This is a genomic window from Amycolatopsis sp. NBC_00438, assembly GCF_036026695.1.
Lineage (GTDB): Bacteria > Actinomycetota > Actinomycetes > Mycobacteriales > Pseudonocardiaceae > Amycolatopsis.
This window is the reverse complement of sequence record NZ_CP107923.1, coordinates 3808854-3821360: the sequence shown is the minus strand read 5'-3', so window position 1 is coordinate 3821360 and position 12507 is coordinate 3808854. Positions and strand designations below refer to the sequence as shown.

The following is a 12507-nucleotide window of genomic DNA, read 5'->3' as shown; positions in this document are numbered from 1 at the left end:
CACGACTCCTATTTTTGGGTGACTCAAAAATTAGAGTAGCACGAAAAATTGAGCGGCTAGACTATGCTGCGGTGATGGAAGCGCGATCGGTGACCTGGACGACCACGCGTGCCCCGAAGGAGGGTGCGCCCGCTCGGGAGGGGTTGCGTGAGCGGAAGAAGCGGTTGATGCGTCAGCAGCTGTCCGACACGGCGACCGAGATGTTCATGCAACGGGGCTTCGACGCTGTCCGGGTATCGGAGGTCGCCGAGGCGTGCGGCGTGTCCGAGCAGACGGTGTTCAACTACTTCCCGACCAAGGAGTCGCTGGTCCTGGACCGCTGGGACGCCACGGCCGCGTCACTGCGGTCGAGCTTGGCCGACGTCGGGACACCGCCCGTGACGGCCGTCCAGCGGATCGTGGCCGGCGAGCTCGGGGATTTGCTGTCCTGGCTCGGTGGGCAGGACGATCCGGTGCGGGCTCGTGCCACGATGCGGCGCTTCACCGATCTGGTCGAGGCCACGGCCGCACTGCGCGCGCATCAGCGCGACGCGCGGGATCAGGTGGTCGCCGTCGCGGCGGGGATCCTGGCCGAGCGGATCGGCCTGAGCCCGGACGCCCCGGAGCCGAGGATTGCCGCGACCGCGCTGGTGGGGCTGTGGGACGTGAAGGCCGATGCGGTGAAGAAGCACCTGTACGGCGACCTCGGCTTGGACGAGGTTCGCGAGCGTGTCCTGGCGGAAGTCCGCCGCGCCGCGCAAGTAATCGACGGCGGCCTTCGAGCGTGGATTGACGGGTGAGTTTCCGGCCGCGGAACCCTTTGCTGGTCGTCGTCGGCGACTTCCCTGACGACGTATCGCCAGGGATGACCGTGCCGTCGGCGAGGCGGGACTTCTCGCCCCCTCGCTACGCGTGAGCCGATTCGGGTCGGTACGTGGTGGTTCTCAGCGGTTGGCGCTCCGCTTCAGATCTGGCCGTGCAGCATTCGCAGCAGGTGGTCGAGGACGCGTCCGCTACTGACGCGAAGCCCGTCGTGCTCGTGCTCGTTGGTCGCCCACAGCCGCAGGCCCCTGATGGTCTCGGCGGTCTGCAGCGAGTACGTGGCATCGACGTACATGTCGTCGAGGTAGACGGCGGCGGCCACGGGGACGTCGTTCGCGGCCAAGCGCTGAGGATCGTAGAGGTCGGGCCAGTCCTCGCGGGCGAACAGCACCTCGGCCGGCTCGCGCAGGGGCGCGAGACAGGGTTGGTCGAACAGGGACGGGTAGGTCGTCTCGCCGGTGAACAGCACCGGGTCGTCCCCGGCCACCGCCCTGCGCGCGTCGAACTGGGGGAACTCGCCGCGCACCCGCTGAGCTGCCCAGTCCGGCGCGCCGGTGCCGCGCTGGGCGTAGGTGAGTTCGAGCATGAGCGATTTCAGCGGCAGCTGGGCGTAGCCGAGGAACGCCGCGGCGCGGGCGAGGAAGCTGTCGGACAGCTCGCTTCCGGCCCAGGTGTCTTCGAGCAGGTAGTGCAGCACCTCCGCGCCGTCGCTCGTGCCGAGCAGCATCCCGAGCGACTGGAAGGCCTCGACGGTGAGCAGGGATCCGTCCGGCATCGGTGCCGGGCGCTCGATCAGGTGCGCGGCGATGCGGCGGACCGAGGCGGCGTCCTGCGGGTACCGGCGGTAGTACGCGGTGTTCTTGCGGTGCACGCGCGGATAGGCGGCGCGGTAGACCTCGTCGGGGGTGACGCGCAAGCCGGGAAGGCCGCCGGTGATGATCGCCTCGCGCAGGCCCTCGGGTGCGAACGAGAGGTAGGTGACGGTGCACATGCCGCCGAAGCTCTGGCCGAGCACCGACCAGGGTTCGCCGGTCAGTTCGTGCCTGATCAGTTCGGCGTCGCGGACGATGGCGTCGGCGCGGAAGTGGGTGAGGTAGTCGGCCTGCGCGGCGGGCTCGCCACGGGCCGGGAGCGTTTGCCGGGTGATCGGGCTGGAGCGGCCCGTGCCGCGCTGGTCGAGCAGGAGGACGCGGTAGTCGTCGAGGGCGCGGTCCAGCCAGGAGTCCCGGCCGACCGGGCGCGGCGGCAGCATGCCGGGGCCGCCTTGCAAGAACAGCAGCCAGGGCAGCCGTTCGCGCTCGCGTCCGGTGGCCACCACCTCGCGCGCGTAGATCTCGATGTGCTCGCCCTCCGGCCGATCATGGTCGAGGGGAACGGAGAAGAAATGATCGGTCAGCGTGACACCGGGCATGGAAAGCTCCTTTGTGGCAATGGAGTGATCGGGGTACGGCGCCGTTTCCGCCCTGCTTTGTGCACTGTCGCGGCGTCACTTGTGCCTCGGCTTCGCGAGGACGCTGATGACGTTGGCCGCGACGACCGCCACGATGCCCAACCACGCGGCCACGTCGAGATTCTGTCTCAGAACGAGCGCACCCATTGCGGCGGCGAACACCGGGTTGACGCTCATGAACAACCCGAACGCCTCAGCGGGAACGCGGCGCAGCGTGAACAGGTCCGCGAGGAACGGCAATGCGGAGGACAGGATCCCGGCCGCGACAGCCGCACCGGCCACGCCGGCGGAAGGCACGTGGTGCACCACGACGACGGCTCCGATGGGCAGGTAGACCAACGCGGACAGCCCCACCGCGGCGGCCGTGCCCTGCGCCCCGGGGATGCGCTGCCCGATGGAACGGTTGAGAAGGATGTAAGCGGCCCAGCAGGCGGCGGCGAGCAGAGCGAGCCCCATGCCGAGGTAATCGGAGGTAGGGCGAGGACGCATCAGTACGACCACTCCCGCCACGGCAAGTACGGCGCAGCCCAGGTCCACCCGCCTGCGGGAGCCGGCCAGCGCAATCGTGAGGGGACCGAGGAACTCCAAGGTCACCGCCAGGCCGAGACCGATCCGATCGATCGCGGTGTAGAGCGACAGGTTCACCACACCGAAGACCACCGCGAGCAGCAGCACCGGCCCCCACTGGCGCCGCGTGAAGGACCGCAGGCGAGGCCGACCGAGGATGAGCAGCACCGCCGCCGCGACGCACTGGCGGACCGCGACGACGCCGACCGGGCCGAGCACCGGGAAGGCCAGCGACCCGATCGCGGCGCCGAGCTGGGTCGAAAGACCGCTGGTGAGCATCATGTAGACCCCGGCTTTGGGCACGGCGCGAGGCTTCGCGGGCAAGACGGCGCGGTCTGCCGGGCGGTCGGGTTCTGCTTGCACGCATCGATCCTGCGCCGCAGTGAACCGTGTGCAAAATGCATGCAACGCGCCGGCTATACGATTTGGTTATGGATGTCGAGCTGCGCCAGCTGCGCTGCCTCGTCGCGATCGTCGACGAGGGCACGTTCACCGACGCCGCGATCGCGCTCGGCGTCTCACAGGCGGCGGTCTCCCGCACACTCGCGGCGCTCGAGAAGCGCCTCGGTGTCCGGCTGCTGCGACGTACGTCCCGCGAAACCTCGCCGACGGCGATCGGACTCCGCGTCGTGGCGCACGCCCGGCGTGTGCTGACCGAGGTCGAGAATCTGGTGCGGGAAGCGACGTCGGACCACGCCGAACTGCGCATCGGCCACGCCTGGTCGGCACTCGGCCGGCTCACACTCGCCTTTCAGGACCGGTGGCGGGAAGCGCACCCGGAAACGCTTCTGCACCTGCTTCGCCTCAACACACCGAGCGCCGGCCTGGCCGAGGGCACCGCGGAGCTCGCGGTTCTGCGCAGGCCACTGGAGGACCGTCGCTTCGAGAGCGCTGTCGTCGGACAGGAACCACGCTGGTGCGCGCTGGCCGCCTCCGACCCCTTGGCGCGGCGTCGCTCGGTGCACCTGGCCGATCTCAGCAGCCGGGTCCTGCTCGTCGACCAGCGCACCGGAACGACAACCGCGGATTTGTGGCCCGCGAACGCGCGCCCCGCGACGCAGGAGAGCCGCGACATCGAAGACTGGCTCACGATCATCGGCACCGGCCGCTGCGTGGGGGTCACGGCGCAGTCCGTCGTCGACCACTATCCGAGGCCCGGCATCGTCTACCGGCCGGTGCGCGACGCCGAACCGGTCGACGTACGACTGGCCTGGTGGCGCGACGACCCCCACCCGGCCACCCGCACCGTGCTCGAGCTTCTTACCGACCTTTACCGCACATGACCGATCGAGTGCGGTGCGAACATGCAGAAACTTGCCGGCGACGGCTGCTGCTTCTTCATCGGCAGCGGGAACGCCCGGCAATGGCTGATCGGCGCGCTCGTCCTCACGAAAGGCGCGGCTGCACTCGACACCGAGACCGCATCGCCGCCGAAGCCCGACCTCGACCAGGTCCGGGCCGCCGACGCACTCGGTCACGGCCTCGAGGTGCAGGCCGGTCGGGGCCGAGACGGCGGCAGATGCCGGCGAGCGTCGACCGGGCTTGTTCCGGCGGATACCTTGACCGCCACGGGGTTTCCGATTCCCGAGAGGTGCTCTATGTGTCCGCCGGACGGCTCCGCGGTCCGCCAGCCGACCCAGGGCAGGCGGGTTCCCGTGTTGAGCGACGTGCCGCCTCGGAGCCGGGTCAGTGGCTCTTCGTACCGGAGGAGCAGCGCTTCGTGCGACGTGAAAACGCCTGTGCGCACACCAGGGTGCCCCACTGCGTGCGCTCGCAGCAGCGACATGGTCGCCGCCGCGTGGTGGTACGCGCGGAGCAGACACCGGGGGTCGGGCGTCCGCGAGAGCGGATCGGGGGATACGTCGTTGACGATGTCTCCGCGGTAGCCGGCGATTTCCGTCACGCCCGACCCGCGGACCAGTAGCCGGGACGCCGCTGACCTCGGTATGGCGTATTGACCGGCGATCCGCCCGATCACCACCGCCGGCACCCGGCTTCCGGTCAACCCGGCCCGGAGTTCGTGCAGTTGCGCCATGCGTGCCGTCGGCCGGCGTCTCGATTTCGGTGGCGGCGCCGAGGTCGGGGGCCTCGCCGAGGTCCCGCGCTATCGTCGCCAGGTCGTACCTCCCGGGCCACCTGGGTTGCATCGCGGTCGGTGCGGCCCGCCAGGAGCCGGGCCGCCGGCGAGCGCCCTCCTCGGACATGGTGGGCCGTGTGCGCACAGGAGCGGCAGGGGGCCGATGTCCTGAGTCCTGGCGCAAGTAGCGGGTTCGGCGCCCCCGGTTCACGCCGGGGGTGCCGCCCACGCGTCCAGGTCGTCCCAGGCGGTCAGCCGACGGCTGCTGGTGAACCGGCGGTGCTCGCCGGTCACCGGGTCGTCGAAATCGAGCACCTTCGCGAGCAGCTGCAACGGCTTCGTGAAGTCGTCGAGCGGGTTCTCGACCAGGTCGGGGTAGAAGTCGTCGCCGAGGATCGGGATGCCGAGGCCGCTGAGGTGCACGCGCAGCTGGTGCGTGCGGCCGGTCGACGGCGCGAGCCGGTAGCGGCCCAGCCCGTCGCGATGGTCGAGCAGCTCGACGTACGTCTCGGCGTTCGGCTCGCCCGGGACCTCCCGCGCGGCGAGCACCCCGCGTTCCTTGAGGATCCGGCTCCGCACGGTCCGCGGCAGCTCCAGCGCCGGGTCGTACGGCGCGATCGCTTCGTATTCCTTGTGCACCTTGCGATCCCGGAACAGCGTCTGGTACTTGCCGCGCAGCTCCGGGGTGATCACGAACATCACGAGCCCGGCGGTGACACGGTCCAGCCGGTGCGCGGGGATCAGCTGCGGCAGGTCGAGGTCACGGCGCAGGCGCACCAGCGTCGTCTCGAGGATGTGCTTGCCGCGCGGGATGGTGGCCAGGAAGTGCGGCTTGTCGACGACCAGCAGGTGCTCGTCGCGGTGCACGACGTCGATGGTGAACGGCACCGGCACCTCGACGGGCAGATCGCGGTGGAACCAGATGAACGAGCCGGGCTCGAACGGCGTGTCGACGCCCAGCGGGCCGTCTAGGCCGTGGATGCGTTCTTCGCGCAGCATCTGCTCGATGCGGTCCGGCGTCTCCCGCGGCAGCCGGTCGACGAGGTGGGCCAGCAGGGTCGGCCAGTCGCCCTCGGCGGGCAGTTTCAGCCGGGCGGGGTCGAGGCCGTGGCGGGGCGGGATCGGGGGCCGGAGCTTGCGTCTCATCGTGCCCCGACTCTAACTAACCGTCCTGGGACGTCCGGTAGCGCGCGATGTACCGGGCGGTGGCCTCGGCGTTGGCGGCCTCGGCCGCTTCGGCGCGGGTGCGGCGGCCGGTGTTGTGCGGGAAGCCGTGCCGGCCGAGCCGGTGCTCGATGCTCTCCTCCATGTACGCGCAGGAGTAGAAGTACGCGACCAGCGCCGCCATCAGGACCAGCGAGAGCCGGAGCCCGATCGGGCCGGGCAGCAGCAGCCAGACGAGGCACAGCGGCACGATGCCGGTCGACCGCTCGAGCACGTACCGGGCCCGCCAGTGCTTCGAGGTCGCGTCGTGCAGCACCCAGTCCGCGTAGCGGTCGGGCAGCCGCACGCCCACGGCGTAGCCGAACCAGCGCAGGATCCCGGGTCGCTCCATGTCGGCTCTCCTTCTCTGTCGTCCTGATTGCAGCGTACACTAATCGTTAGTGCACTAATCATTAGTGTCGCGGAGGACACGGTAGGCTGCCTCGCGACGACGTCTGGAGGTGTCGGTGCCCGAGATCGACCTGGGGGAGGACCCGCTGAAGCTGGACCGGCAGGTGTGTTTCGCGCTGTCGGTGGCTTCGCGCAGCGTGATCGCGATCTACCGGCCGCTGCTGGAGCCGCACGGGCTGACCCACCCGCAGTACCTGGTGATGCTGGCCCTGTGGGAGCGCTCGCCGCGATCGGTCAAGGACCTCGGCACGTCGCTGCGCCACGAGCCGGCGACGCTGTCCCCGCTGCTCAAGCGGCTGGAGGCGCTCGGGTACGTCACGCGCGCCCGCAGCCGGACGGACGAGCGTCAGCTGACGGTCGAGCTCACGGCCAAGGGCCGCGCGCTGCGGGCCGAGGCGGAGAAGATCCCGTACCGCGTGGTCGAGACGCTCGGCATGGACGTGGCCGAGCTGGAGGCCCTGCACGCGGCGCTGAGCCGCGTCATCGCCGCCACCGCCTGAGCCTCGGCGGAATGCCCCCGACGTCCCGGCGCGTTGTGCTCTTCAGTCGAGCTAGGGGGCAGTGTGCTGAAGATCAGGCTGGGTGTGGCGCCGGCGCAGGGGTCCGGACCCGCGGAGTTCGCCGGGCTGGCGGAACGCCTGGAGGCGGCGGGCGTCGACTCGCTGTGGCTGTCGGAGCTGGTCTACTCACCGGAAGTCGACCCGATGATCGGCATGGCCCACGCCTTGGCGAGGACGTCGAAACTGAAGGTCGGCACGGGCGTCGCGATCCTCCCGGGCCGCCACCCGGTCCTGGTCGCCAAGCAGCTGCTGACGCTGGCCGGCCTGGCCCCGAAGAGGGTCCTCCCGGTGTTCGGCCTGCGCCCGGCCCGAACCGCGGAGCACGACCTCTTCCCGGTCCCGGAGGGCCGCCGCGCGGCGGTGTTCGACGAGTCACTGGTCCTGCTCCGGCGTCTGCTCGACGAGGACGACGTGTCGTTCGAGGGCGAGTTCTTCCAGGTTTCGGGCGCCACGCTCGGCCCACGCCCGGCGAAGCCCCTGGACGTCTGGCTGGGCGGAACCGCCCCGGCGGCCTTGGCCCGGGTGGGCCGGCTCGCCGATGGGTGGCTGGGCAGCTTCCACACGCCATCGGAGTCCCTCGCGGCTCGTCTGGCCATCCAGCGGGCGGCGTCGGAGGCCGGGCGCGAGATCGAGGAGGACCACTTCGGGTTGAGCCTGGTGGTGGCGGACAAGGGCCTCCCCGACGCGCTGACGTCCATGGCCGCCCGCCGTCGTCCCGGGGTACCGGTGACGGACCTGATCGCGACGAGCTGGCCGGAGGCGCGGCGGCTGGTGGAGCAGCACATCGAGGCGGGGCTGTCGAAGTTCGTGATCCGGCCGGGGCACGGCGATTTCGAGGAGTTCCTGGAGAAGTTCCAGAGCGAACTGGTGCCGCTGCAGAACCAGAACTCCAGCTGGCCCCGGTTTCCCCAGTCCGCTACTTGATCAAACTCGAGCGCATGCCTTTCTGCAAGACGATGCGGGGGGTGTACGCGAGCCAGCACGCCGACCTGGCCTCGGCGGCTTCGTCGGCGTCGGCGCCACGCTGTACTGCTCTGCCCAGGTGCCCAGGAGTGTCCCGGTCACACCGATGACGTCACCGAAGATCGCGCTGAGGAACTAGAACTCCAGCTGCTCCGTCTTCCGCGGCATGAGCAGCAGCGCCACCACCGAAAGCGCCGCCACGGCCAGCAGCCCGATGAACACGTAGTGCGTGGCGTCCGCCAAAGCCCCACGCACGAACCTCGTCACCGGGGTGTCCTCGTGGCTCCCCAGCACCAGGCTCGTCGCGTCCACCGACGGCGGCAGCTTCCCCGCCACCTCCGCCGGCGGCGATGCGAACCGCGACGCCAAAGTCGCGTTCGCGATCGCCCCGAACACCGCCGCTCCCACCGCGCTGCCCAGTGACCGGCTGAACAGGTTCGTGCCCGTCACCACGCCACGCCGGTCCCAGCCGACCACCGATTGGACCGCCACCAGCGTCGGGCTCGATGACAGGCCCAGGCCGATACCCAGGACGAACGCCGCGAACGCCGCCGCCCAGATCGATGACGTCGCGCTCAGCATCGCCACCAGCACTCCGCCCGCGATGACGAACGCGCTGCCGATCAGCGCCGTGTCGCGGAAGCCGATCTTCAGGTAGATCTTGCCCGCCAAGGACGCCGACAGCGGCCAGCCGACCGTCAGCGCCGCCACCGCGAACCCCGCCACCAGCGCGCCCGCGCCCAGGACGCCCTGGGCGTACGTCGGCAGGTACGACGTCAAGCCCATCAACACCGCGCCGACGACCACCGCCACCAGGTTGCCGCCCACCAGGACGCGCCGGGTGAACACCCACAGCGGCAGCACCGGCTCCGCGACGCGCTTCTCCACCAGGACGAACGCCACCAGCAGCAGCGCGCCGACCACGAAGATCGCCACGCTCGGCAGCGAACCCCAGCCCCACGCGACGCCGCCTTCGAGCAGGCCGAGGATCACCAGCGAGCAGCCGATCGTGAGCAGCCCCGCGCCCGTGTAGTCGACCTTGTGCGCCTTGCGCTCGACGCGCTCGGCGAAGTTCCGGTGCAGCATCAGCGCGGCGATCGCGCCGAGCGGCAGGTTGATGAAGAAGATCCAGCGCCAGTCCAGGTACTCCGCGAAGACACCGCCGAGCGTCGGCCCGACGACCGACGCGACGCCCCACACGCTCGCGACGTAGCCCTGCACCCGTGCGCGTTCCTCCACCGTGTAGAGGTCGCCGATGACCGTCATCGACATCGGCTGGATCGCGCCCGCGCCGATGCCCTGCACCGCGCGGGCGGCGATCAGCACCGGCATGCTCCACGCGGCCCCGCAGAGCACCGAGCCGACCAGGAACGCCGCGATCCCGAAGAACATCACCGGACGCCGGCCCAGCACGTCGGCGAACTTGCCGTAGAGCGGGACGGTGACCGCCTGGGTCAGCAGGTAGACCGAGAACAGCCACGGGAACTGCGAGAACCCGCCGAGGTCGCGCACGACCGAGGGCACCGCGGTCGCGATGATCGTGCTGTCCAGCGCGACCAGCGCCGTGCTGAGCATGACGGCGATCAGCACCGGGCCGCGTTCGGACCGGAAGCCGACCCCTTTCACGCTGGTGGGGGCCGGGGTCGTCATCGGTGGCGTGCTCCTCGGGGTGGCCATGACCGGAGTCAACTGCTTTGCAGTCCTAAGCATTCCATCGCGGTGGTCCGCACCCCAGTGAATTTCCGTCACAGTCTTCTTCGCGGATGATGGGTCGGATGAGCGAGTGGATCCGACCGATCGAGCAGGGCTGGGTGGTCCGCGACACCGTCCCCGGCCCCGACGTCGACGAGTTCGCCGAGCCCGACCGCGTGACCGCCGCGCTGGCCGCCCCTGGCGCCGCGGACGGCCTGCTGGCCGTGCAGCACCCCGATCGCACGCCGGCGGCGCTGGCCCGCGGGCTGGACCTGGCCGCCGCCGTCCCGATCGCGCGCGCCGTGCTCGAACGGCTCCGCAAGCGCTTCTACCGCCCGGTGCGGCAGTTCGTCGCGCCCTACCGGATCGAAGGTCCGGACGGCGTCGCGCTCGGCCTGCTCTGCCTGGTCGACCCGGCGGCGGTGACCGACGACGGCACCGCGCGGGTGCGCCACACCGAGGACGTCTACCCGGACGTCGTCGCCGAGCGGGCCGCCGTGCTGGCCGGGCTGGGCTGCGCGACCAGCGCCGCGCTGCTCGTGCCGGCCGTGGACGGCGACCTGCTGACCGAGCAGGTCGAACGCGCCTGCGCCGGCCTCGGCCTGCCCGATCTGTCCACTTCGGACGCCGCCGGCCGCCGGCACGACCTGTGGGTGGTGCCCGCCGGGCCGCTGCAGGACCGGCTGCTGGCCGCCGTCGCGGGCGCCGACCTGCTGGTCGCCGACGGCAACCACCGCGTGGCCGCGGCCGCGGCGGCCGGCCACAGCGCGCTCCTCGCGCTGGTCACCGCGGGCCCGCAGCTGCGGATCGGCGCCATCAACCGGGTGCTGACCGGCACCGGCTTCGGCCCGGAGGATCTGGTGTCGCGCTGGTCCGCCGCCGGCCTCGACGTCCGCTACGACGACCACGCGGTCCCGGTGCGGGGCGAGGTGGTGGTCCGGGCGGGCTCGGCGGTGCTGCGGGTCCCGCTGCCGAAGCAGGCCTGGCCGGGCCCGGTGATCGACCACGAGATCGTCGAGCGCGTCCTGTTCGCCGAGGCGCTCGACATCGACCCGGACGGCCCCCACGTCCAGCCGCTCCCGGCCGGCCGCCCGGTCCCGGCCGGCGCGGACGCGGTGGTCCTGCTCGCCCCGGTCGCCTACGCCGACGTCCTGGCGGTGCACGCGGCGGGCCGCCGGATGCCCCGCAAAGCCACGTACTTCACGCCGAAGCCGCGCAGTGGCCTGGTGCTGGCGGCGCTCTGACCGCCGGTGGTCGTGAGTGGTCCGGGCGGTTCTAACCGCCCTGACCACTCACGACCCGTCCCACCAGGCCAGGACGCGGGTACCGGACAGCGTCAGCCACTTCGACGGCTCGCCTTCCGGGACGTCGACCTCGTACCACACCCGGCCCGGGAGCCGGCGGCCCTGGAGCCACGTGCCGTCCGGCTGCCGGGCCGCGCGGATCAGCTCGATCGCCTCCGCCATGCGCGGGTCCGGGCGCGTGCCGTCGAGCAGGGACGCGAGGCGGAAGTACTCGGCCGCGTTGAGCACGTTGTACTGCCAGCGGAACGGGTACGAAAAGCTGCCCACCTCCGGCAGCACCGGCTCACCGGTCGAGAGCCGCCGGAAGAGACCGCGTTCCAGCAGGTATTCCTCACCGGCTCGGCGGGCCGAGCGGGTCGCCGGTGAGCCGCCGGTCGCCGTGTCCCACGCCAGCAGGCCCTTGAGCGAGTTGAGTGTCGAGTGGACGGACGAGCGCGTCGAACCTTCGACCCACTCGCAGTTCCAGCCGCCGTCCGGCAGCCGGTGCTCGACGAACCAGCCGGCGATCCCGGCGACGTCCGCGCCGAGCCACCGGCCGTTCATGAGAGTCCACGCGTTGATGCAGCAGTCGACCTCGCCGTCCCAGTACGGCAGATTTTCGTACTCCCACCGGGAGTTCTCGGCGAGCAGCTCCGCCGTCCCGCGCAGGGCGGCGGCGTCGAGGCCCCACTCCCTCAGATCGTTGAGCACCCACGTCGTCGCCGTCCACGGCTGGCCGGCCGTCTTCATGCTCGCGAAGTCGAAGTCCGCGGGGAAGAACGCGCCGCCGGCCCACTGGCCGTCCGGGTCCTGCTTTTCCCGCAGCCGCGCGCCGAAACCCTCGGCCGCCACGCGGGCGCGGGTCGCCTCCCACACCGGCGGCGGCTCGCCCAGCAGGTCGCGCTCGACCTGCCAGCGCAGGGCCGGATCGGCGTCGCACAGCCAGGCGAGTACGTCCATCAGGCGCCCGTGACGCCGTCGATGGCTTCGCGGAGGAAGTCCGCGTGGCCGTTGTGCCGGGCGTACTCGTGGATCATGTGGAGCATCACCAGCCGCAGCGAGACGTGCTCACCCCAGCGCGCCTGGTACCCGGTGACGTCCAGGGACTCGGCGGCCTCTTCGATCTTGCGCGAGTGCTCCACTTCGGCCTGCCACGCGTCGAACGCCTCCGCGCGAGTCGAGGCGCTCGCGTCGTAGGCCGCCTGGAAGTCGCCGTCGGGCGACCACCGCAGCGGGACGTCCTCGGCGTCGATCACCCGCCGGAACCAGGTGCGCTCGACCTCGGCCATGTGCCGGACCAGGCCGAGCAGGGACAGCGTCGAGGGTGGGCTGGAGGCGCGGCGCAAGTCCTCGTCGGACAGTCCGTCGCACTTCATGGCGAGGGTGGCGCGGTGGAAGTCGAGGAACGTGCGCAGCATTTCGCGCTCGCCCCCGACCAGGGGCGGTTCGGGGCGTTCGGTGGTCACGAGGACGTGTGTATCACGCCCGGCTGTGTCGTTT

General features: G+C 71.1%; 13 protein-coding genes. 5 read left to right on the top strand and 8 right to left on the bottom strand.

The window, feature by feature from the left end:
• Positions 1–74 precede the first annotated feature (74 nt).
• Positions 75–779 carry a TetR family transcriptional regulator gene (locus OG494_RS16960; RefSeq protein WP_328456770.1) on the top strand — a complete coding sequence of 235 codons (705 nt, stop codon included), beginning with the start codon at positions 75–77 and terminating at the stop codon, positions 777–779.
• Between the two features lie 164 nt (positions 780–943).
• Here the strand turns inward: OG494_RS16960 and OG494_RS16955 are convergent, their stop codons facing one another.
• Together OG494_RS16955 and OG494_RS16950 are read right to left on the bottom strand one after the other, a co-directional pair.
• Positions 944–2212, bottom strand: a complete 1269-nt coding sequence (locus OG494_RS16955) for an alpha/beta fold hydrolase (RefSeq protein ID WP_328456768.1) — start codon at positions 2210–2212, stop codon at positions 944–946.
• Positions 2213–2287: 75 nt separating this feature from the next.
• Entirely contained in the window at positions 2288–3121 is an 834-nt protein-coding gene (locus OG494_RS16950; protein WP_328456766.1) for an EamA family transporter, read from the bottom strand.
• Between the two features lie 95 nt (positions 3122–3216).
• On the opposite strand from OG494_RS16950, the gene OG494_RS16945 reads away from it, so the two are divergent.
• The gene (locus OG494_RS16945; RefSeq protein ID WP_328456764.1) at positions 3217–4101 is read left to right on the top strand and encodes a LysR family transcriptional regulator; all 885 of its coding nucleotides are present in this window, start codon (positions 3217–3219) and stop codon (positions 4099–4101) included.
• 191 nt (positions 4102–4292) lie between these two features.
• Here OG494_RS16945 and OG494_RS48375 read toward each other — a convergent pair whose 3' ends face one another.
• From OG494_RS48375 to OG494_RS16935, 3 genes are all read right to left on the bottom strand, one after another.
• Positions 4293–4853 (bottom strand): 3-deoxy-7-phosphoheptulonate synthase, encoded by a 561-nt coding sequence (locus tag OG494_RS48375; RefSeq protein WP_442874422.1) that lies wholly within the window; start codon positions 4851–4853, stop codon positions 4293–4295.
• A gap of 249 nt (positions 4854–5102) precedes the next feature.
• Complete coding sequence (locus tag OG494_RS16940) at positions 5103–6041, bottom strand: RluA family pseudouridine synthase (protein ID WP_328456762.1); 939 nt, start codon at positions 6039–6041, stop codon at positions 5103–5105.
• Positions 6042–6057: 16 nt separating this feature from the next.
• Positions 6058–6450: a DUF5313 domain-containing protein gene (locus OG494_RS16935; RefSeq protein ID WP_328456760.1), complete on the bottom strand. Its 393-nt coding sequence runs from the start codon at positions 6448–6450 to the stop codon at positions 6058–6060.
• Between the two features lie 115 nt (positions 6451–6565).
• Here OG494_RS16935 and OG494_RS16930 point away from each other — a divergent pair, with 115 nt between their 5' ends.
• Both OG494_RS16930 and OG494_RS16925 read left to right on the top strand, forming a co-directional pair.
• Positions 6566–7009: a MarR family winged helix-turn-helix transcriptional regulator gene (locus OG494_RS16930; protein WP_328456758.1), complete on the top strand. Its 444-nt coding sequence runs from the start codon at positions 6566–6568 to the stop codon at positions 7007–7009.
• Between the two features lie 63 nt (positions 7010–7072).
• Entirely contained in the window at positions 7073–7993 is a 921-nt protein-coding gene (locus OG494_RS16925; protein ID WP_328456756.1) for a TIGR03854 family LLM class F420-dependent oxidoreductase, read from the top strand.
• Positions 7994–8167: 174 nt separating this feature from the next.
• On the opposite strand, the gene OG494_RS16920 is transcribed toward OG494_RS16925, so the two are convergent.
• The gene (locus OG494_RS16920; RefSeq protein WP_328456754.1) at positions 8168–9682 is read right to left on the bottom strand and encodes an MDR family MFS transporter; all 1515 of its coding nucleotides are present in this window, start codon (positions 9680–9682) and stop codon (positions 8168–8170) included.
• Between the two features lie 125 nt (positions 9683–9807).
• On the opposite strand from OG494_RS16920, the gene OG494_RS16915 reads away from it, so the two are divergent.
• Entirely contained in the window at positions 9808–10968 is a 1161-nt protein-coding gene (locus tag OG494_RS16915) for a DUF1015 family protein (protein WP_328456753.1), read from the top strand.
• Between the two features lie 48 nt (positions 10969–11016).
• On the opposite strand, the gene OG494_RS16910 is transcribed toward OG494_RS16915, so the two are convergent.
• A complete protein-coding gene (locus tag OG494_RS16910) occupies positions 11017–11967 on the bottom strand; it encodes a squalene cyclase (protein ID WP_328456752.1) in 951 nt (316 codons plus the stop codon).
• Positions 11967–12473 carry a DinB family protein gene (locus OG494_RS16905; protein WP_328456750.1) on the bottom strand — a complete coding sequence of 169 codons (507 nt, stop codon included), beginning with the start codon at positions 12471–12473 and terminating at the stop codon, positions 11967–11969. The genes OG494_RS16910 and OG494_RS16905 overlap by 1 nt, the downstream gene beginning before the upstream one ends.
• Positions 12474–12507: the final 34 nt, after the last annotated feature.